Origin of the sequence: Klebsiella sp. G-Nf4 (assembly GCF_002810615.1) — a bacterium.
GTDB classification, from domain to species: Bacteria; Pseudomonadota; Gammaproteobacteria; order Enterobacterales; family Enterobacteriaceae; genus Klebsiella; species Klebsiella variicola.
The window spans coordinates 13,330-32,901 of record NZ_PION01000021.1 but is presented as its reverse complement, the minus strand read 5'-3'; the positions used below and the strand labels follow the sequence as shown (position 1 = coordinate 32,901).

The 19,572-nt window shown below is 60.7% G+C and carries 17 protein-coding genes; 11 read left to right on the top strand and 6 right to left on the bottom strand.

The window, feature by feature from the left end; translation table 11 throughout:
- The first annotated feature begins 290 nt into the window (after positions 1-290).
- The 3 genes from CWM57_RS26635 to CWM57_RS26625 all read left to right on the top strand — a co-directional run bounded on the left by CWM57_RS26635 (position 291) and on the right by CWM57_RS26625 (position 2,115).
- Complete coding sequence (locus CWM57_RS26635) at positions 291-1,334, top strand: DUF2157 domain-containing protein (protein WP_100675938.1); 1,044 nt, start codon at positions 291-293, stop codon at positions 1,332-1,334.
- A gap of 183 nt (positions 1,335-1,517) precedes the next feature.
- Complete coding sequence (locus tag CWM57_RS26630; RefSeq protein ID WP_100631594.1) at positions 1,518-1,835, top strand: type II toxin-antitoxin system RelE/ParE family toxin; 318 nt, start codon at positions 1,518-1,520, stop codon at positions 1,833-1,835.
- Positions 1,828-2,115, top strand: a complete 288-nt coding sequence (locus CWM57_RS26625; protein ID WP_074386636.1) for a helix-turn-helix domain-containing protein — start codon at positions 1,828-1,830, stop codon at positions 2,113-2,115. Before CWM57_RS26630 ends, CWM57_RS26625 begins: the two co-directional genes overlap by 8 nt.
- A 255-nt stretch (positions 2,116-2,370) precedes the next feature.
- Here the strand turns inward: CWM57_RS26625 and nfsB are convergent, their stop codons facing one another.
- From nfsB to CWM57_RS26610, 3 genes are all read right to left on the bottom strand, one after another.
- The gene (nfsB, locus tag CWM57_RS26620) at positions 2,371-3,024 is read right to left on the bottom strand and encodes an oxygen-insensitive NAD(P)H nitroreductase (RefSeq protein WP_004178896.1); all 654 of its coding nucleotides are present in this window, start codon (positions 3,022-3,024) and stop codon (positions 2,371-2,373) included.
- A 119-nt stretch (positions 3,025-3,143) separates the two neighbouring features.
- Positions 3,144-3,512: an MmcQ/YjbR family DNA-binding protein gene (locus CWM57_RS26615; protein ID WP_008805536.1), complete on the bottom strand. Its 369-nt coding sequence runs from the start codon at positions 3,510-3,512 to the stop codon at positions 3,144-3,146.
- Positions 3,512-4,093, bottom strand: a complete 582-nt coding sequence (locus CWM57_RS26610) for a TetR/AcrR family transcriptional regulator (protein WP_046881940.1) — start codon at positions 4,091-4,093, stop codon at positions 3,512-3,514. Before CWM57_RS26610 ends, CWM57_RS26615 begins: the two co-directional genes overlap by 1 nt.
- Positions 4,094-4,272: 179 nt before the next feature.
- Here CWM57_RS26610 and CWM57_RS26605 point away from each other — a divergent pair, with 179 nt between their 5' ends.
- Positions 4,273-5,388, top strand: coding sequence for an MBL fold metallo-hydrolase (locus tag CWM57_RS26605; protein WP_162493283.1), 1,116 nt, complete (start codon positions 4,273-4,275; stop codon positions 5,386-5,388).
- A 30-nt stretch (positions 5,389-5,418) separates the two neighbouring features.
- Complete coding sequence (locus CWM57_RS26600; RefSeq protein WP_002893035.1) at positions 5,419-5,760, top strand: RamA family antibiotic efflux transcriptional regulator; 342 nt, start codon at positions 5,419-5,421, stop codon at positions 5,758-5,760.
- Positions 5,761-5,776: 16 nt separating this feature from the next.
- Here CWM57_RS26600 and CWM57_RS26595 read toward each other — a convergent pair whose 3' ends face one another.
- Positions 5,777-6,025, bottom strand: a complete 249-nt coding sequence (locus tag CWM57_RS26595) for a DUF1158 domain-containing protein (RefSeq protein WP_008805539.1) — start codon at positions 6,023-6,025, stop codon at positions 5,777-5,779.
- 501 nt (positions 6,026-6,526) lie between these two features.
- On the opposite strand from CWM57_RS26595, the gene CWM57_RS26585 reads away from it, so the two are divergent.
- From CWM57_RS26585 to CWM57_RS26575, 3 genes are read left to right on the top strand one after another with little or no spacing between them, the layout of a single operon-like run.
- Positions 6,527-9,250: a cation-transporting P-type ATPase gene (locus CWM57_RS26585; protein ID WP_165784265.1), complete on the top strand. Its 2,724-nt coding sequence runs from the start codon at positions 6,527-6,529 to the stop codon at positions 9,248-9,250.
- A 53-nt stretch (positions 9,251-9,303) separates the two neighbouring features.
- A complete protein-coding gene (locus CWM57_RS26580) occupies positions 9,304-10,383 on the top strand; it encodes an efflux RND transporter periplasmic adaptor subunit (protein ID WP_100675937.1) in 1,080 nt (359 codons plus the stop codon).
- Positions 10,384-10,396: 13 nt separating this feature from the next.
- Complete coding sequence (locus tag CWM57_RS26575; RefSeq protein ID WP_100631591.1) at positions 10,397-13,489, top strand: efflux RND transporter permease subunit; 3,093 nt, start codon at positions 10,397-10,399, stop codon at positions 13,487-13,489.
- 337 nt (positions 13,490-13,826) lie between these two features.
- Here the strand turns inward: CWM57_RS26575 and CWM57_RS26570 are convergent, their stop codons facing one another.
- Positions 13,827-14,546, bottom strand: coding sequence for a phosphodiester glycosidase family protein (locus CWM57_RS26570; RefSeq protein WP_100631590.1), 720 nt, complete (start codon positions 14,544-14,546; stop codon positions 13,827-13,829).
- Positions 14,547-14,593: 47 nt separating this feature from the next.
- Positions 14,594-15,709: a YbdK family carboxylate-amine ligase gene (locus CWM57_RS26565; protein ID WP_100631589.1), complete on the bottom strand. Its 1,116-nt coding sequence runs from the start codon at positions 15,707-15,709 to the stop codon at positions 14,594-14,596.
- Between the two features lie 325 nt (positions 15,710-16,034).
- Between CWM57_RS26565 and CWM57_RS26560 the strand changes: the two genes are divergently transcribed.
- Genes CWM57_RS26560 through CWM57_RS26550 form a run of 3 tightly spaced genes read left to right on the top strand, consistent with a single transcriptional unit; the run spans position 16,035 to position 19,570 of the window.
- Complete coding sequence (locus CWM57_RS26560) at positions 16,035-17,702, top strand: ABC transporter substrate-binding protein (protein WP_023297185.1); 1,668 nt, start codon at positions 16,035-16,037, stop codon at positions 17,700-17,702.
- An 18-nt stretch (positions 17,703-17,720) separates the two neighbouring features.
- Positions 17,721-18,674, top strand: a complete 954-nt coding sequence (locus CWM57_RS26555; protein ID WP_074386629.1) for an ABC transporter permease — start codon at positions 17,721-17,723, stop codon at positions 18,672-18,674.
- A 2-nt stretch (positions 18,675-18,676) separates the two neighbouring features.
- A complete protein-coding gene (locus CWM57_RS26550; RefSeq protein ID WP_074386628.1) occupies positions 18,677-19,570 on the top strand; it encodes an ABC transporter permease in 894 nt (297 codons plus the stop codon).
- The last annotated feature ends 2 nt before the right edge of the window (positions 19,571-19,572 follow it).

The window sequence follows — 19,572 nt, the reverse complement described above, 5'->3', positions numbered from 1 at the left end:
GGAACGTCTCAGCGATGTTGAGGCCGCCAGCACCGGCAGTTTCAGCAGCCCCAGGACCCGCGGTGATTTGGGTTTGTAGGCCGGGTAAGGCGTACGCCGCCACCCGGCATAGATGCGGCTCCAGGCCCGCTGTCATCGTCCGGCGGCGCTGCGCTTGCGCGGGCCTAGGTTGAGGGATAACAATCTGATATATAAATGGTTAGGTAGACCGGGTCAGGCGCAGCTGCCACCCGGCAAAAAGGCGAGCACATTAGCGAAAACAGGTTTGTCATCAGTCTCAAGGAATGCCTATGAACGTAACCCGAAAAGAGCAGCGCATTATTCAGGGCGCGCTGAACGCCTGGCAGGCCAGCGGGGAGTTAACCCCGGCGGACAGCCAGCGGCTGGCGCAAACGCTGCGCGTCTCCCCCTTCGACTGGCGGCGCCTGAGCCGCTACGCCTTCTGGACCGCGCTGGCCTGCGTGCTGATTGCTCTGGGCAGCCTGTTCGCCGACAGCGAGCTGGTGGCGTGGCTGCTGAGCCTGTTCAGCCACTCGGCGCTGACGCGGATCCTGCTGCCTGCGCTGCTGGCAGTCGCCTGTTACGGCTGGGGTTTTCGCCGCCAGCGGCGGGAGACGCAGTGGCACTACAGCACCGAGGCGATTTTGTTTCTGGGCGTCGTCTTTACCGCCGTGGCGCTATGGCAGCTTGGCGAACGGCTGGATAACGGCAGCGGCCATATCGCACCGCTGTTTCTGGCCGGATGCGTGATTTACGGCGCCATCGGCTATATTGCCCGCTCCGGGCTGGTGTGGCTCTTTTTTCTGCTGGCGCTGGGCAACTGGTTTGGCGCGGAAACCGGCTATGTCTCGGGGTGGGGCGCCTACTGGCTGGGCATGAACTACCCGATTCGCTTCGTCCTGTTCGGCGGCGCGCTGCTGGCGCTCTGCTACGGCGCGCAATCCCTGCTTCGCCAGCGGCAGCTGTTTACCGTCAGCAAGGCGATGGGCCTCACGTACCTGTTTATTGCGCTGTGGATCCTGTCGATTTTCGGCAATTACGACGCTGACAGCTGGTACAAAGTGAGTCAGGCGCGACTCTTGCCGTGGGGGCTGCTGTTTGCCGCGGCGGCCGGCATCTGCATTTTTATCAGCCTGAAAACCGATGACGGAATGCTGCGCGGCTTCGGGCTAACCTTCCTGGCGATCAATCTCTATACCCGCTTCTTTGAGTTTTTCTGGAACGGGATGCACAAGGTGCTGTTTTTCCTGATCCTTGCCGTCTCGCTGGCGGTGATTGGCCGCTATGCCGAGCGCATCTGGCACGCCGGCGAAGGGCAGGTGGAGAACAACTAACCTCGCGTTGAGAACGCTAACCACTCAGGCCGCGCTCAGTCGCGGCCTTTTTCGTTCCTGATTCCAGTTTCAGCGCATTTTTCTGCGATTGGCTGCAAATGAGCATAGGCTTGCCGGGTATCTCAAAAATTAGCCTTTAAGGCAATTTGCCTTATATGCTAACCTCCAGAAGAAGGGAGTCTGATGTTCAGATTGGTTGTGCATGTGGACGTTAAAAAGGAATTGCAGGCGCTTCCGCCCATTGTCCAGGCGAAGATGATCCGGCAAATAGACAAGTTACGCCAAAATCCCACCGCGCTGAGAGAACCTGACAGTAAACCGCTGGGGCAGGGGTTATTTGAAATTCGTGCGTTAGGTTCGGTACAGGGGCGAGGGATCTACGTTTTTCAGCAAGGCAAGACGCTCTTTCTGCTACGGGTTTTTGTCAAGAAAACGCAAAAAACCCCGTCAGCGGAAATTCGCCTGGCGCTGAAGCGATTAGAGGAGATGCGCAATGAGTAAAAAGATCATTGACTGGGATACGTTAAAAACAGAACTGCTTAGCCAGCCTGAGGTTCAGGCTGCATTCGATGCGCAAGAACGTCAACAGCGATTACGTACTATGCTGGCGCAATGGCGCGAGCAAGCGGGGCTGACCCGAGCCCAGGTGGCGCAGAGGATGGGGGTGAGTGCGCCGACGGTCTCCAGAATGGAAGCCAATATCACCCGCGCCAGTCTGGATACCTTAACGCGATACGCGTTAGCCTGTGGAATAAAGCACCCGCAAGTTCTACTTTACTAAATTAACGCCCCCGGCGGCGCTGCGAGGTGTAAGCCTGTAAGAGGATCCCGTATGCCGGGGCAGGCGCAGCCGCCACCAGGCATAAAATCGGCTCCGTGCCCGTTGTCATCGCCCGGCGGCGCTGCGCTTGCGCGGGCCTACGGTGAGAGGTAACTCTATGATATACATTGTTATGTAGGCCGGGTCAGGCGTAGCTGCCACCCGGCAATAACAAGCGGCACCAGAGGCGCCCGCTTAAAGGCGCCTGGTGAGAGATTAAATCTCGGTAATGGTCGTCGACTGCGGCAGACGCGACTTCGGCAGGGTGGCGTTGAAATCCTCCACGCTATGGTGACCGACCGGGACCACCACCAGGCTGGTGTAGCCCTGGGCTTTCAGGTCAAATTCCTCATCGAGGATCGCAAAATCGACCCCTTCGATCGGCACGGCGTCGAGGCCCATCGCCGCCACGCCCAGCAGGAAATTGCCGACGTTGAGATACACCTGCTTTGCCATCCACTGATCGTCATCTTTCAGCTCTTTGCGGTGCATATCGGCAAAGAACGTACGACCCTTGTGGTTAGCGGCTTTTGCGTCCGGGGTGGCGAAACGGCCATCGGCCTCTTCCTGATCCACCACGCGCTGCAGCCAGGCGTCGTCCATCGCGGTTTTCGCGCAGAACACCACCACGTGCGAGGCGTCGAGAATTTTACGTTCGTTGAACACGTAGGTGCCGCTGGCGGCTTTGGCTACGCGAGCTTTCCCTTCATCGGTGCTGGCGACGATAAAGTGCCACGGCTGGGAGTTGGTGCTAGACGGGCTGTACTGCAGCAGCGTTTTCAGCTGTTCCGCTTCCCCGGCAGTCAGCTTTTTCGTGGCGTCAAAGGCCTTGGTGGAATAGCGCTTTAAAGCGACCGATACGATATCCATAACTCTTCCTCACAGTTTACAGCACCTTACCGGTGCGTTAAGGAGAGGAAGAGTACAGCGAAGATCGCCAAATGATAAGGGTGAAAAATGCGATAACACTTATCGCTTTCGGCTGAAAATCAGCGCGGACGCAGCCGCTGCTGGGCCTTTTTGCTCAGCTTGTTCACCACCTGATGCCACGAATCGTCAATCAGCTCGGCCAGCAGATCCTCGCTGATATCCTCTCCCGGCACCACCGTGATCCAGTGTTTCTTGTTCATATGGTAGCCCGGTTCGATACTGCGATAAATTTCCTGATTCAGCAGCGACTTCTGCGGCTCGGCCTTCAGGTTGACCAGCGCCCGGCCGCGAATGGTCATGGTGATCATAAAGATACGGCCATCGACCTTAAACACGTCGTACTCTGGCCCAAAAGGCCAGCAGTGCTCGGTAAACGGGTAGGTCAGGGCGATACGATGAGCGCAGGGATGCAGCATCTCGGGGGTCATTAGGCGTCCGCCTCATGCAGGGCGTTCCACATGGCTTCAAAGCCGAGGGCGATAATCTCCCGGGCGCGCTGCGGATCGTGGCTGGCAAATTCGATGGTGGTCTCCGCCAGCGACAGAAACAGGGCGTCGCCAAAGGCGCGATACGCCTCGCTGAGAAAAATCTCTTTCACCGACAGTTGGCACATTTCGTTGAGCTCCGGGAAGCTCTCTTTTACCTGGCGACGGGTTTCGTCGGTGATGCGCTCGCTGAGCGCCATCCGGCGGATCGCCTTGTGCTCCATCGGGTTGCGCACACCCCAGTCGATATAGCTATTCCAGATATTGCGCGCATTCTCTTTCGGGCGCTTTTCGTCCGGATCCAGCCCGGCGATCATCATCCGTACCAGACGCAGCTTAATGGCGAGGTACAGCTCGTTGAGCAACTCATCCTTGGTGGCGAAATAGCGAAACAGCGTCCCCTCGGCCACACCGGCGCTGCGGGCAATGGCCGACGTTGAGGCGGCGATGCCGGACTGGGCGAAAGCCGCGGTGGCAGCTTCCAGTAACGCTTGCTTTTTATCTTCACTCTTTGGACGAGCCACTACTTTTTTCCTCACGCAGGTTTAAACAAACCGCCGATCTTTGCACGTCTGACCAGGTCGCTGCAACGGCGGAACGCAAAAATTGAAAATCGTCTTGACGACTTTCATCACTTTCCTAATAATGAGTGCGTACTCACTCATAATCAAGTTATATCACAAAGCCTCCGGGATGGGGGCTTTTGTCTGGTCAGGATATGAACCGTGTCACTTTTAGCGTGGTCGCCATCATGTTACTCGCAGCAGCAACGACATTGCCGTTTGTCCTCAATGCCGGTTTTGGTAAGGCGCCGCAGGGGGCACAGCTTAGCCAGGTGGAAGCGTCTCCCCACTACCGGGACGGCCAGTTCCATAACCAATTGCCCACGCCAGGGTTTACCGGGCAGAAAAATATGCTGGCGGCGTGGTGGGATTTCCTGATGACCAAACGGGAAAACGCTCGTCCCGCTCAGCCGCTGCCGCTGGTGAAGACCGACCTGGCGACGTTGCCCCTGGGGCAGGATGTGATGGTCTGGCTCGGCCACTCCTCCTGGTACCTGCAGCTGGCGGGAAAACGCATTCTGATCGACCCGGTGTTCAGCGATTACGCGGCGCCGTTCTCCTTTATCAATAAAGCCTTTCCCGGCGACTATCCGTGGCGGGCAGAAGGGATGCCGGATATCGATCTGCTGATCATCTCCCACGATCACTACGACCATCTGGATTACGCCACCATCCGCGCCTTGTTGCCGAAAATTAAGCGGGTCATTACGCCGCTGGGTGTCGGATCGCATCTGCGCTACTGGGGGATGGACGGGGCGCTGATTACCGAAGCGGACTGGCAGCAGGCGATCCCGGTCAGCGATGAGTTCACCGTTCACGTTCTGCCGGCGCGGCACTTTTCCGGCCGTGGGCTGAAGCGTAACCAGACGCTGTGGGCCAGTTTTCTGTTCGTCACCCCGCAGCAAAAAATTTATTACAGCGGCGACAGCGGCTACGGGCCGCACTTCAAAGCGATTGGTGATGAATTTGGTCCGGTTGATCTGGCGATTATGGAGAACGGGCAGTATGACCAGGACTGGAAATATATTCACATGATGCCGGATGAAACGGCTCAGGCTGCCGACGACCTGCGCGCCCGCGCGGTGCTGCCTGGGCATGCAGGACGGTTTGTTCTGGCGAAACACAGCTGGGATGAACCGTATCAACGGCTGGCGGCTGCCAGCGAAGGAAGGGCCTGGCGTCTGCTGACGCCTATGCAGGGCGAGCCGCTGTGGGTCGCCGATAAGACGCAATCATTTAACGCCTGGTGGCGCTAAGCGCCAGTGCAGTTTCAGAGGAGAGAGCATATGACGATTTCCGCTCAGGTGATTGACACTATCGTCGAGTGGATTGATGACAACCTGCATCAACCGCTGCGTATTGATGATATCGCTCGCCATGCCGGGTATTCGAAATGGCATCTGCAACGGCTGTTTTTACAGTACAAGGGAGAGAGCCTCGGGCGCTATATTCGTGAAAGGAAGCTGCTGCTGGCCGCCCGCGATCTGCGCGACACCGATCAGCGGGTCTACGATATCTGCCTGAAGTATGGCTTCGATTCGCAACAGACTTTTACCCGCGTCTTCACCCGGACCTTCAACCAGCCGCCGGGCGCCTACCGTAAAGAAAACCACAGCCGCGCCCACTGAGGCGCGCTCTCCTGGTTTACCGTTCGAGGGAGAACCAGCGGCGCCACACCCAGCGCAGCACCAGAAATTCAAGGGTGCCCAGCGCTAAGAACCACAGACAAAACAACACCGTATAGAGCTGGTTGAGATCCATCATATGGAATGTCTCAACCAGCTTTTGCGCCAGCGTCAGGCCCAGCGAAGGCGCAGGCAACAGCAGACAGGAGAGCAGGGCCAGCAGTAAGATCCCGGCGGCGGAGAGAAGCGTTTCCAGCGGATGTTTCATGTCATGTTAATCATCAGTTAAAAAACATATTGTCCGGTAAAATAATACTTAACGCAATATGCTTTGTTTTTTTACTCTCTATAACACGGCTATTTTAAATATTATTGCCTGCCTTACGCTCTCATGTTAATTAATCTGAAATAATTTGTAATTAAGTTAATTGCAGCTGGGTGTAAATTAACGTCATTATTATGCCAGCGCTTTTACAAAACTATAAGTGCTATATCCCACCAGCGTGGCAACAATGATGGCCAGCAGGATGTACAGCACCAGACGGCGTCCGCGGTAGATTCCAAACATATTTAACCTCGTTTAGTTTTGGTTTATTAATATTCTGTAATATTTATCTTGTGAATTAACTTATCACACATTTTGTATTTTGCGAAAAATTTAGGCGGATATTGGATCACATTTTTACCGGCTTTTTAGCCACGTTTTACTTCATTGGCCAGGAATGATTTCAGGCTTTCCGACTCACGGAATTTATAAGGAAAATGTAATTTGACCAAGATGAATAACCCAAAGTTTACGACGCCCTCGGGCGACACCGCGCCACGGCAGGTCTGGCAGCAGACCGTTGACGCAGTGCTGGCGCAGACAAAAAGCCAGGCCGCTGGGTTAAATTCCGCAGACGCCGCCGAGCGCCTGAATACCTTTGGTCCGAATGCCCTGCCGGAAAAGAAGGGTAAACCGGGCTGGCTGCGCTTTCTCGCCCACTTTAACGACGTACTGATTTACGTGCTGCTGGCCGCCGCAGCGCTGACCGCCATCATGGGTCACTGGGTCGATACCCTGGTGATCCTCGGCGTGACGGTGATTAACGCCCTGATCGGCCATATCCAGGAGAGCAACGCCGAAAAATCCCTGCAGGGGATCCGCAACATGCTCTCCAGCGATGCCCGCGTCCAGCGTAACGGCAAACATGAGACTATCCCGACGCGCGACCTGGTTCCGGGGGACATCGTTATCCTGCGCGCCGGCGACCGCGTACCGGCGGATATGCGCCTGATTGAAACCCACAACCTGCGGGTGGAAGAGGCGATCCTCACCGGCGAGTCGACGGTGGTGGATAAAATCACCGACGCGCTGGAGGGCGAACTGCCGCTGGGCGACCGGGTGAATATGGTCTTCTCCGGCACCACCGTCAGCGCTGGCGGCGGCGTCGGCGTGGTGACCGCCACCGGCGCGGAGACCGAACTCGGCCATATCAACCAGATGATGGCGGGCATTGAGAAGCACCGTACCCCGCTGCTGGTGCAGATGGATAAGCTCGGCAAAGCGATTTTTGTCATTATCCTCGCCATGATGGTGGCGCTGTTTATCTTTAGCCTCGCGCTGCGGGATATTCCGATGGGCGAGCTGCTGCTGTCGCTGATTAGCCTGGCGGTGGCCGCGGTACCGGAGGGGCTGCCGGCGATTATCTCGATTATTCTGTCGCTGGGCGTGCAGACGATGGCGCGCAAGCGGGCGATTATTCGTAAGCTGCCGACCGTGGAAACCCTCGGCGCCATGACCGTGGTCTGCTCGGATAAAACCGGCACCCTGACGATGAACGAAATGACCGTTAAAGCGATCATCACGGCAGACTGCTGCTACCGGGTGGAAGGCGACAGCTACGAGCCGCAGGGACGGATCTTCCTCGAGGGGAGCGATGAGCCCGTGCAGGTTCAGCCCGGCACCGTGCTGGAAACCTGGCTGCGCACCATCGACCTGTGTAACGACAGCCAGCTTATCCAGGATGAGCGCGGTCTGTGGGGGATCACCGGTGGGCCAACCGAAGGGGCGCTGAAGGTGCTGGCGGCGAAAGCGCAGCTCCCGGCGGTGGAGGCCCGTCTGGTGGCCAAGATCCCCTTTGACTCACAGTACAAATATATGTCGACCCTGCAGCACATCGATGGCGAGGCCCGGGTGCTTATCACCGGTGCGCCGGACGTTATCTTCGCCATGTGCCGCGAGCAGATGAGCCGCCACGGCGCGGTGCCGTTCGAGGTGCAGTACTGGGAAGAGGAGATGGCGCGCTTCGCCCGTCAGGGACTGCGCATGGTGGCGGCGGCCTGTAAGCCTGCCAGCCTTGATGCCACCACCCTCAACCATGAGGACCTGCAGGAGGGGCTGATTTTCCTCGGCATCGCCGGGATGATGGATCCCCCGCGTCCGGAAGCCATTGACGCCATCCACGCCTGCCAGACCGCCGGGATCCGCGTGAAGATGATCACTGGCGACCACCCGCAGACGGCGATGAGCATCGGCCAGATGCTGGGGATCACCAACAGCAGCCAGGCCATGACCGGCTACCAGCTGGAGCACATGGACGATGCGGCGCTGGCGAAGGCGGCGGTGGAGTACGACATCTTTGCCCGAACCAGCCCGGAGCATAAGCTGCGCCTGGTGAAAGCCCTGCAGGATAACGGCGAAGTGGTCGGCATGACCGGAGACGGCGTCAACGACGCGCCGGCGCTGCGCCAGGCCGACGTGGGTATCGCCATGGGTATCAAAGGTACCGAAGTCACCAAAGAGGCGGCTGACATGGTGTTGACCGATGATAACTTCGCCACCATCGCCAGCTCGGTAAAAGAGGGCCGTCGGGTCTATGACAACCTGAAGAAGACCATCCTCTTCATCATGCCGACCAACCTGGCGCAGGGGCTGCTGATCATCATTGCCCTGCTGGCGGGGAACATTATTCCGCTGACCCCGGTGCTGATCCTGTGGATGAACATGGCGACGTCGGCGACGCTCTCCTTCGGCCTGGCCTTTGAAGCCGCAGAGCGCAATGTGATGAACCGCCCGCCGCGTAAAACCGGCCAGCACGTGATGGATGGCTTCGCCGTGTGGCGAGTGGCTTTTGTCGGGTCTATGATTGCTATTGCCGCCTTTATCCTTGAGGCCTGGCTGGCGCCGCGCGGCCACAGTCCGGAGTTTATCCGTACCGTGCTGCTGCAGATGCTGGTGACGGCGCAGTGGGTCTACATGATCAACTGCCGCAGCAGCGACAGTTTCTCCCTGAGCATGGGTCTGCTGCGCAACAAAGGCATCTGGCTGGTGACCGGTGTCCTGCTGCTGATGCAGCTGGTCATTATCTATGTCCCGCTGATGCAGAGCATGTTTGGTACGGAAGCGCTGCCGCTGCGCTACTGGTTTATCACCCTGGTCATCGGCGTCGCCATGTTCCTGGTGGTGGAAGTTGAGAAGCGCCTGACGCGCCGGTTCCGCAAAACGGCTTGATTGATCTCGCGCGCCTCGCTGCAGGCGCGCGTTACTTTCGCAAGGATCCCCCTATGATTAAAACCTTCCGCTTTGCTCTGCTGGCCTGCGGTCTGGCCGGCGGCGCCATGACGGCGACCGCCGCGCCGGCGGTGCCGGTCCGCGTCGCCACGGTTGAACTGGCGCCTCATGCTGAAGAACGCGCTATCCCCGGGCGGGTCGAGGCGATCCGCGCCGTCGACATTCGCGCGCGCACCGAAGGGGTGATAGTTCAGCGCCACTTCCAGGATGGCCAGTATGTTACCGAGGGCGACCTGCTGTTTACCCTCGACGACGCGCAGCCCCGTGCGGCCCTGGCCCTGGCGCAGGCCGAGCTGAAAAGCGCCGAAGCCTCATTACGTCAGGCGCAGCAACTGCTCACTCGCTACGAGCGGCTCATTAACAACCACTCCATCAGTCGCAACGACGTCGACACGGCCCGGATGCAGCGCGACGTCGCCGCCGCCGCCGTGCAGCAGGCGAAAGCCCGCGTCGAGGCCCAGCAGATTGTGCTCAGCTACACCCGGATTGCGGCGCCGGTGACCGGTCGCGTGGGCCACAGCGCCTTTCACGTCGGGACGCTGATTAACCCTTCCAGCGGCGTGCTGGTGGACATTGTGCAGCTGGATCCGGTGCGGGTGTCGTTCGCCCTCGACGAAGCCGCGTTTTTCAGCAAAACCGGCCAGCACGCCGACATCCACGCCCTGAAGCAGGCGTGGCTGGCGCAGATTGAGGTTGATGGCAAACGGCGCGATGGGGTGTTGACCTCCATCGATAACCGGATTGACGCCCGCACCGGCAGCGTGGCGGTGCGGGCGGAGTTCGCCAATCCGCAGCACCGTCTGCTGCCGGGCGGCAGCGTAACGATCCTGTTCCGTCCGCAGGAGCTGCAGTCACGGGTGATGATCCCGGCCGCCGCCGTGCAGCAGGATCCGCAGGGCTTTTTCAGCTGGGTGCTGAAGCCGGACCACACCGCCGGGCAGCGTCGTCTGACCCTCGCGGGGCAGCAGGGGCAGCAGTTTGCGGTTGAGAAAGGGCTGCAGGCGGGCGAGCAGGTGATCACCGACGGCGCGCAGCGTTTACGCGAAGGCGCCGCGGTACAGGTGCTGAACTAAGTAAGGAGAAGGGATGCTGACCTTTTTTATCCGTCGTCCGCGATTTGCCATGGTGATCGCGCTGCTGCTGACCTTTGTCGGCGCGGTGTCGCTGAAGCTGATCCCGGTGGAGCAGTACCCGGCGATCACCCCGCCGGTGGTGAACGTCAGCGCCAGCTGGCCGGGCGCCAGCGCGTCAGATGTGGCGGAAGCCATCGCCGCCCCGCTGGAGACCCAGCTCAACGGCGTCGATCATATGCTGTATATGGAGTCCACCAGCTCGGATGAGGGAACGTACCGCCTGAGCATTACCTTCGCGGCGGGCACCGATGCCGACCTGGCGGCGATCGACGTGCAAAACCGGGTGGCGCAGGCGCTGGCGCAACTCCCGGCGGAGGTGCAGCAGAATGGCGTCCAGGTCCGCAAGCGCGCCAGCAACCTGCTGATGGGGGTGAGCCTCTACTCGCCGCTGGGCACGCTGTCGCCGCTGTTTGTCAGTAACTACGCCAGCACCCAGGTGCGCGAGGCGCTGGCCCGCCTGCCCGGCGTCGGCGAGGTGCAGATGTTTGGCGCCCGGGATTACAGTATGCGCATCTGGCTGCGCCCGGACCGCATGAACGCGCTCAACATCACCACGGATGACGTTGCCCAGGCGCTGCGCGAGCAGAATGTGCAGGGCGCGGCGGGGCAGGTGGGCACCCCGCCGGTATTCAACGGCCAGCAGCAGACGCTGACCATCAACGGGCTGGGGCGTCTGAACGAGGCGGCCAGCTTTGGCGAGATTATCCTCCGCCGCGGCGCGCAGGGGCAGCTGGTTCGCCTCGCTGACGTGGCGACCATTGAGCTGGGCGCCCGCAGCTACAGCTCCGGCGCGCAGCTGAACGGTAAAGCGTCGGCCTATCTGGGGATCTATCCGACGCCCACCGCCAATGCCCTGCAGGTCGCCAGCGCAGTGCGTGCGGAGCTTAACCGCCTGCACACTCGCTTTCCGGCGGATCTCACCTGGGAGGTGAAGTTCGATACCACCCGCTTTGTGGCGGCGACGATCAAAGAGATCGGCGTCTCGCTGGCGCTGACCCTGCTGGCGGTGGTCGTGGTGGTGTCGCTGTTTCTGCAGAGCTGGCGGGCGACGCTGATCGTAGTGCTGGCGATCCCGGTGTCACTGGTCGGCACCTTTGCGGTGCTCTATCTGCTGGGCTACAGCGCCAACACCCTCAGCCTGTTCGCGATCATTCTCGCCCTGACGATGGTGGTGGATGACGCCATTGTGGTGGTAGAGAATGTCGAAACCAAAATGGCGGAAGGGCTGGATCGCCTGCAGGCCACCGCCCAGGCGCTGCAGCAGATCGCCGGGCCGGTGATCGCCACGACCCTGGTGCTGCTGGCGGTATTTGTGCCGGTGGCGCTGCTCCCGGGGATCGTCGGCGAGCTGTACCGGCAGTTTGCCGTGACGCTCTCCACCGCGGTGGCCCTGTCGAGCCTGGTGGCGCTAACCCTGACGCCGGCCCTCTGCGCACTGCTGCTGCGTCCGCGTCCCGCCCGGCCAGCGGCGGTGTGGCGGGCGTTTAACCGTCTTCTCGACGGCACACGCGACGGCTATGGCCGGCTGGTGGGCTGGATGAATCGCCGCCCCTGGCTGGCGCTGGCGGCGACGGTGGCGGCAGGCGCGCTGGTGGCATTCAGCTTCACCTCGATGCCGAAAGGCTTCCTGCCGCAGGAAGATCAGGGGTACCTGTTTGCCAGCGTGCAGCTGCCGGAGGCGGCATCGCTGGAGCGTACCGAGGCGGTGATGGCCCAGGCGCGCAAGCTGCTGATGGCTAACCCGGCGGTGGAGGATGTGATTCAGGTGTCCGGCTTCAACATTCTCAACGGCACCAGCGCCTCTAATGGCGGGTTTATCTCGGTAATGCTCAAAGACTGGCATCAGCGGCCGCCGCTGGATGCGGTGATGGCGGACATCCAGCGCCAGCTGCTGTCGCTGCCGGAGGCGACGATCATGACCTTCGCGCCGCCGACCCTGCCGGGCCTGGGGAATGCCTCGGGGTTTGATCTGCGCATCCTGGCGCAGGCCGGTCAGTCGTCGGCGGAGCTGGAGCAGGTGACGCGGGAGATCCTCCAGCTGGCGAACCAGCATCCTCAGCTGAGCCGGGTGTTTACCACCTGGAGCAGCAACGTGCCGCAGCTGACCCTGACGGTCGACCGCGACCGGGCGGCGCTGCTGGATGTGCCGGTGGCGCAGATTTTCAGCAGCCTGCAGACGGCGTTCGGCGGCACGCGCGCCGGCGATTTCAGTCTTAACAATCGTGTCTATCATGTGGTGATGCAAAATGAGATGCAGTGGCGCGAGCGGGCAGAGCAGATTAGCGAGCTGTATGTCCGCAGCCGCGACGGCGAGCGGGTGAGGCTGAGCAATCTGGTCACCATTACGCCGACGGTGGGGGCGCCGTTTATTCAGCAGTACAATCAGTTCCCGTCCGTGTCGGTGAGCGGTTCAGCGGCCGAGGGGGTCAGCAGCCGCACGGCGATGGCGGCCATGGAGCAGATTTTGCGGGCCCATCTGCCGCCGGGATATGACTACGCCTGGAGCGGGATCTCCTGGCAGGAGCAGCAGACCGGCAATCAGGCGGTGTGGATCGTGCTGGCGGCGGTAGCGATGGCGTGGTTGTTCCTGGTGGCGCAGTATGAGAGCTGGACGCTGCCGGCGAGCGTCATGCTTTCGGTGCTGTTCGCTATCGGCGGAGCACTGCTCTGGCTATGGACCGCGGGCTATGCCAACGATGTGTATGTTCAGATAGGGCTGGTGCTGCTGATTGCCCTGGCGGCGAAGAACGCGATTCTGATTGTTGAATTCGCCCGCAGCCGGCGCGAGGAGGGGCTGTCGATTGTCGATGCCGCGCGCGAGGGGGCCACCCGCCGTTTCCGCGCGGTGATGATGACCGCAGTGTCGTTTATTATCGGCATCATGCCGATGATGCTCGCCACCGGCGCCGGGGCGCAGAGCCGGCGGATCATCGGCACCACGGTATTCAGCGGTATGCTGGTGGCGACGATGATCGGCATCCTGTTTATCCCATCGCTGTATGTGCTGTTTCAGCGTATGCGTGAGTGGGCGCATCGGCGGGGGTAAGCGCGGCGCCACAACGACTGCAGGACGGTCCCCTCTCCCTGTGGGAGAGGGTTAGGGTGAGGGGGAATTTTCCGTTCACGTTGCTCGAATCGCCTCTGGCCGCCCTCCGTGGCGGCCAGCCCTTGTCTGCCGACCTCCGGTTCGCCGATTTCAGCGGGAATCGGCCCCGCTGCAAGCCCGTAGTTTTCAGGGGCCATACCATAGCGAGCAGACTCTGTAGGCCCGGTAAGCGCAGCGCCACCGGGCAAGGACATCGGGCACGGCGGCAATCCCTTGCCCGGCCTGTCGTTAATTTATTCACTCTCCTGGCTGGAATGGCCGCCCCCAAACGCGCCCGCTATTTCCTCTCCACCGTTATCATGGTCACGAACGGATGATATTGCCACGGCACGCTGGCGCCTTTGCGGTACATCTTCGACAGCGTGCCGTCGAGATAGAGCATCTGCCGTACCCCGAGCTTTGACTGCGCATAGCAGGCAAAATCATAGAAGTTGGTCTCGCGCTCGCTGAGCATAAACACCACCTGGCCCTGCTTATCGATACCCACCCCGTTACGCAGCTTGCGCGAACTGGCGGAGGGCTTCAGCCGCCAGTTGATGACGCCATTTTCAATCAGCATCGGGCCGGACTGCACCGCATAACGGATGGCGGGAGAGGGTTTGTACGCCGGCAGCGGCACGATTTTCGCCCGGCCGTTCGCCACCAGGAACACGCCGCCGGGGCGGATAAAGAAGTTCCCGCCGCCGGCGGAACGGTTTACCGGCGTCAGCCGTTTGCCGTCTTCGATATACAGCCCCAGCGGCGCGTAGGCTTTATCGTAAATGCCGCCGTTCATCGCCATCTGCACCCGGCCATCGCCATCGATACCCGCCAGCAGCGAACGCAGGGAACCCCAGGCTTTGCCGTGCCGATCCTGCCAGTACATCGCAATGCGCTCGTTCTGCGCATCCACCCGATAGCTCTGCAGGGTCAGCGTCGGGTCGGTGAGGGTACAGGCGGCGCTGGCGACGGCGGCCAGAGGCAGCAGCGCCAGGGGGAGCAGGCAACGTAATAACATGGGCAGTCCTTTCTATGGTCTGCGCCGAGTATACCCGCCTCGCTGCCTTATGCCGCCCAAATCTCACAGTGTTTTTGCACCAGGCCGGAAAGCGAACCGCCGTTGGCGATAAAGTCGCGCATCTGCTGCGCTTCGCTGTGCGGCGATTTCGCCTGGCGGACCACCGCTTCCAGCGCCGCCGTCGCCTTCAGCTGATGGGCGAAGGGGGCCAGCCAGTCGGCGAGCTGCAGGATCTCCTGACGGATGCTGCGCTGCTCTCCGCTGCGCACGTCGGTGAGGGTCCCGTCCAGCCCATAGCGGCACGCCTGATAGCGGTTAAAGGGGTACAGCAGATAATCATCAGGCTGGTGCTTAAAAGGGCGCTCCGTCAACAACCAGCAGGCCAGGGTCTGAATAAAGCCGGCGATATGGATCGCCTGGGCGAGGGTCAGGGGGGTGTCCATCACCCTGACCTCGACGGTACCAAACTGCGGGCTGGGGCGAATATCCCAGTGCAGATCCTTCATGCTGTCGATCATGCTGGTGTAGCTCAGCTGGCGGAACAGGCGACGAAACCCCTGCCAGTCTGCCACCCACGGCATCGGACCGTTGTCGGGATAGGAGGAGAAGCGGTTCAGGCGTGAACAGGCGAAGCGGCTGTCGGTACTGTCAAACCACGGCGAGGCGGCGTTAAGGGCGATGAAGTGCGGTACAAAGCGCGACAGGCCGTGCAGCAGATAGAGGGCGTCGTCGCCGCTCTGGCAGCCGACGTGCACATGCTGGCCAAAGACCGTGGCCTGCTGCGCCAGATAGCCAAAATGCTCGACGGTTTTGACATAGCGCGGATTGTCGCTGATTTGCTGGCGCTGCCAGGCATGAAAGGGGTGCGAACCGCCGCCGCAGATCTGCAGATGATGGCGCAGCGCCGCGCGCTGAACCGCCTGCTGGATGGCGCTGAGCTGGGTTTGGGCATGGCTGATGTCGCGGCACACCCCGGTGGCGATCTCCAGCATGCTCTCGGTGATGTCGTGTTTGGCTTCTCCCACGGTCAACTGATGTTGGACGTCGGCAATCAGCGTCGAGGCATCCTGGCTAAGGTCGTAACCCGGCGGGTTCACCACCTGCAGCTCCAGTTCGATACCGAGGGTAAAAGGATCGGAGCGGTGAAAATCGGCTAAAGGCATAGTCTCTCCCGGTCGATGTGTTCCCTGAAGTATAGAAGGGATTGATCCCGACGGATAATACGCGGCGGCGGAGGACGGGGATGAATAAAAAGTGACGCAGGGTGATTATTTGAAATTTGTCTTATAGCGGCTGGTGCAATTCTGCAACATATTTCCCGCTGGCGGTGCGGCGGAATAAGGCGCAATTATTTTCCCATAATTATCATGGTGATAATATAAGTCCTTCTTATTTTACCGGTCGGTTTTGGCCTATTTTCGTCCGCGTAAGAGCTGGTACGCATTTTGCCTGTTAATCCGTGACACTTTATTTAACAGGGATCATGTGATGCACAAAAAGACGTTATTTTCGCGTGCCGGTCGTCTCGCCGTGGCGGTGAGCGGCGCACTGGCCCTGGCGGGCGCCGCCTTACCTGCCAACGCCTCCACGCTGCGGATTGCCATGACCGCCGCGGATATTCCGTTAACCCTTGGCCAGCCGGATCAAGGCTATGAGGGCAACCGCTTTACCGGCATCCCGCTGTACGACGCGCTGGTGGAGTGGGATCTGTCGCAAGGTGAAAAGCCCAGCGGTCTGGTGCCGGGGCTGGCGACCGAGTGGCACATCGATCCGCAGAACACCAGCCGCTGGATTTTCACCCTGCGTCCGGGCGTCAGGTTCCATGATGGGACGGAGGTGAACGCCGACGCCATTGTCTGGAACGTGGATAAGGTGCTGAATAAAGCGGCGCCGCAGTACGCGCCGGGCCAGATCGGCAACACCCTGTCCCGTATGCCGACCCTCACCGGCGCAGAGAAAATTGACGATCACACTGTGGCGCTGACCACCTCGGAACCAGACGCGCTGCTGCCGTACAACATCACCAACCTGTTTATCGTCTCGCCGACGGCGTGGCAGAAGCAATATGATGCGGTGCCGGCCAGCGCGGGAGATAGCGCCGCGCGCAGCAAACAGGCGTGGACCGCCTTCGCCGCCCACGCGGTGGGCAGCGGCCCGTTCAAACTGGAGAAACTGGTGCCGCGTCAGCAGCTGATCCTCGATAAAAACCCCGACTACTGGAACAAAGATCGCATTCCCCGGGTGGATAAAGTGGTGTTGATCCCCTTGCCGGAGGCCAACGCCCGCACTGCGGCGCTGCTGTCGAAGCAGGTGGACTGGATTGAAGCCCCGGCGCCGGACGCCATCGATCAGATCAAATCTCAGGGTTTTCACCTCTACGCCAACACCCAGCCGCACCTGTGGCCCTGGCAGTTCTCCTTTGAAAAAGGATCGCCGTGGCAGGACATCCGCGTGCGCAAAGCGGCCAACCTGTGTCTGAACCGCGCCGAGCTGAAGAGCTACCTCGGCGGCTACATGACCGAGGCCACCGGGGTCTACGAGGCTGACAGCCCGTGGCATGGCAAACCCACCTTCCAGATCAAATATGACCCGGACACCGCCCGCCAGCTAATGACCGAGGCCGGATACAGCGCCAGCAAGCCGCTGCACGTCACGGTGGCCACCTCGGCCTCCGGCTCCGGGCAGATGCAGCCCTTGCCGATGAACGAGTATATCCAGCAGAGCCTGAAGAGCTGCTTCTTCAATGTGGATATCAAAGTGGTGGAATGGAACACCCTGTTTACCAACTGGCGCCTGGGCGCCCGGGACCCGTCGGCGAAAGGGATCGATGCGATCAACGTCAGCGCCGCGGTTAACGATCCTTACTTTGGCCTGATCCGCTTCTCGACCGCCAAAGCGTTTCCGCCGGTGGCGACCAACTGGGGTTACTTCTCCACTCCGGAGACGGAGAAGCTGGCTGCCGCCGTCAAACACGCCTTTACCCCGGCGGAGATGAACCAAGCAGCCGGTGAGCTGCACGCCGCGCTGGTGGATCAGGTGCCGTTCCTGTTTGTCGCCCACGACGTCGGGCCGCGCGCGATTTCCCCTGCGGTGACCGGGGTGGTGCAACCGCAGAGCTGGTTTATCGACCTCAGCCTGGTGAGCAAAAAAGAGTAATCGTGAAAGGGGCGACCGATGATCAATACGCTGCTATACCGCATTCTGCTGGCTATCCCCACCATGTTTGGGGTGGCGGTGATCTGTTTCATGCTGGTGCAGATCGCTCCGGGCGACCCGCTGGTGTCGGTGATGCCGCCGGACGCCTCGGAGGCGCTGCGTCAGACGTTAATGCAGGCTTACGGCTTTGATAAGCCGCTGCCCCTGCAGTTTATCCACTGGCTGTGGCGGGCGCTGCATGGCGACCTTGGTATGTCGGTCGCCACCGGCCGCCCGGTGATAGACGAAGTGATGACCGCGGTGGCGTACTCCCTGCGCCTGGCGCTGCTGGCGACGGCGATCGGCTTCGTCCTCGGCAGCCTGTTCGGCTTTGTCGCCGGCTATTTTCGCAACAGCGTCATTGACCGTCTGGCCTCGGTGTTGTCGGTATTTGGCGTCAGCGTGCCGCACTACTGGCTGGGGATGCTGCTGGTGATCCTCTGCAGCGTTAAGTTCGCGCTGCTGCCGGCCACCGGCGGCGGGCCGATAGGCGAGGTGGGCTGGCACTGGGACTGGGCGCACCTGCAGTTCATGCTGCTACCGGCCATCACCTTGTCGGTGATCCCCACCGGGATTATCGCCCGCACCGTGCGCTCGCAGGTGGCTGATATCCTCAGCCAGGAGTTTATCGTTGGCCTGCGCGCCCGCGGGCTCAATGAGTCGCGCATCTTTGTCCACGTCATGAAAAATGCCGCGCCCACCGCGCTGGCGGTGATGGGGCTGCAGGTGGGCTATCTGATGGGCGGCTCGATCCTTGTGGAGACCGTTTTCTCCTGGCCGGGAACCGGACTGCTGCTCAACACCGCCATTTTTCAGCGCGACCTGCCCCTGCTGCAGGGCACCATCTGGGTGCTGGCGCTGTTTTTCGTGCTGCTCAACCTGCTGGTGGATATTCTGCAGACCACCCTCGACCCGCGTATTAAGAGGAGCTGACCATGGTGGATACGGCAACGACGAAAGCGGTTCCGGCCGCAGCGGCCCACGCTTCCCGGCAAGGTTACTGGCGTGGGGTATTGCGCCGCCTACTGCGCGACCCCGGCGGCGTGGTGGTGGGCGTGCTGATCCTCCTGCTGCTGGCCCTGGCGCTGTTCGGTCCGTGGCTTATCGTCAAAGATCCCTATCAAACGTCGATGTTCCTGCGCCTGAAACCCATCGGCAGCGACGGCTTCCCGTTGGGCTCGGATGAGCTGGGACGCGACATGCTGTCGCGGCTGATCCTTGGCACCCGACTGTCGCTGTTTATGGGAATTGTCCCGGTGGTGTTCGCCTTTTTTATCGGCGGGGCCATCGGGATTATCGCCGGCTACACGGGCGGAAAAACCAATACCGTGATTATGCGCACCGTGGATGTGTTCTATGCCTTTCCCTCCGTCCTGCTGGCGATTGCGCTGTCGGGAGCGCTGGGGGCGGGCATCGGCAATGCGTTGCTGTCGCTGACCCTCGTGTTTGTCCCGCAGGTGGCGCGGATTGCCGAGAGCGTGACCGCCCAGGTGCGGCATATGGACTATATCGACGCCGCCCGGGCCACTGGCGCCAGCGCGTTCACCATTATCCGCGTCCAGGTGTTGGGCAACGTGCTCGGGCCGATCTTCGTTTTCTCCACCGGGCTGATTTCGGTGTGCATGATCCTCGCCTCCGGCCTGTCGTTTCTCGGCCTCGGCGTGCGGCCGCCGGAGCCCGAGTGGGGGCTGATGCTCAATACGCTGCGCACGGCAATCTATACCCAGCCGTGGGTGGCCGCCCTGCCGGGCCTGATGATTTTTATCACCTCCATTTCGTTCAATATCCTCGCGGACCGCCTGCGTGCGGCAATGGCGATTAAGGAGTAAGC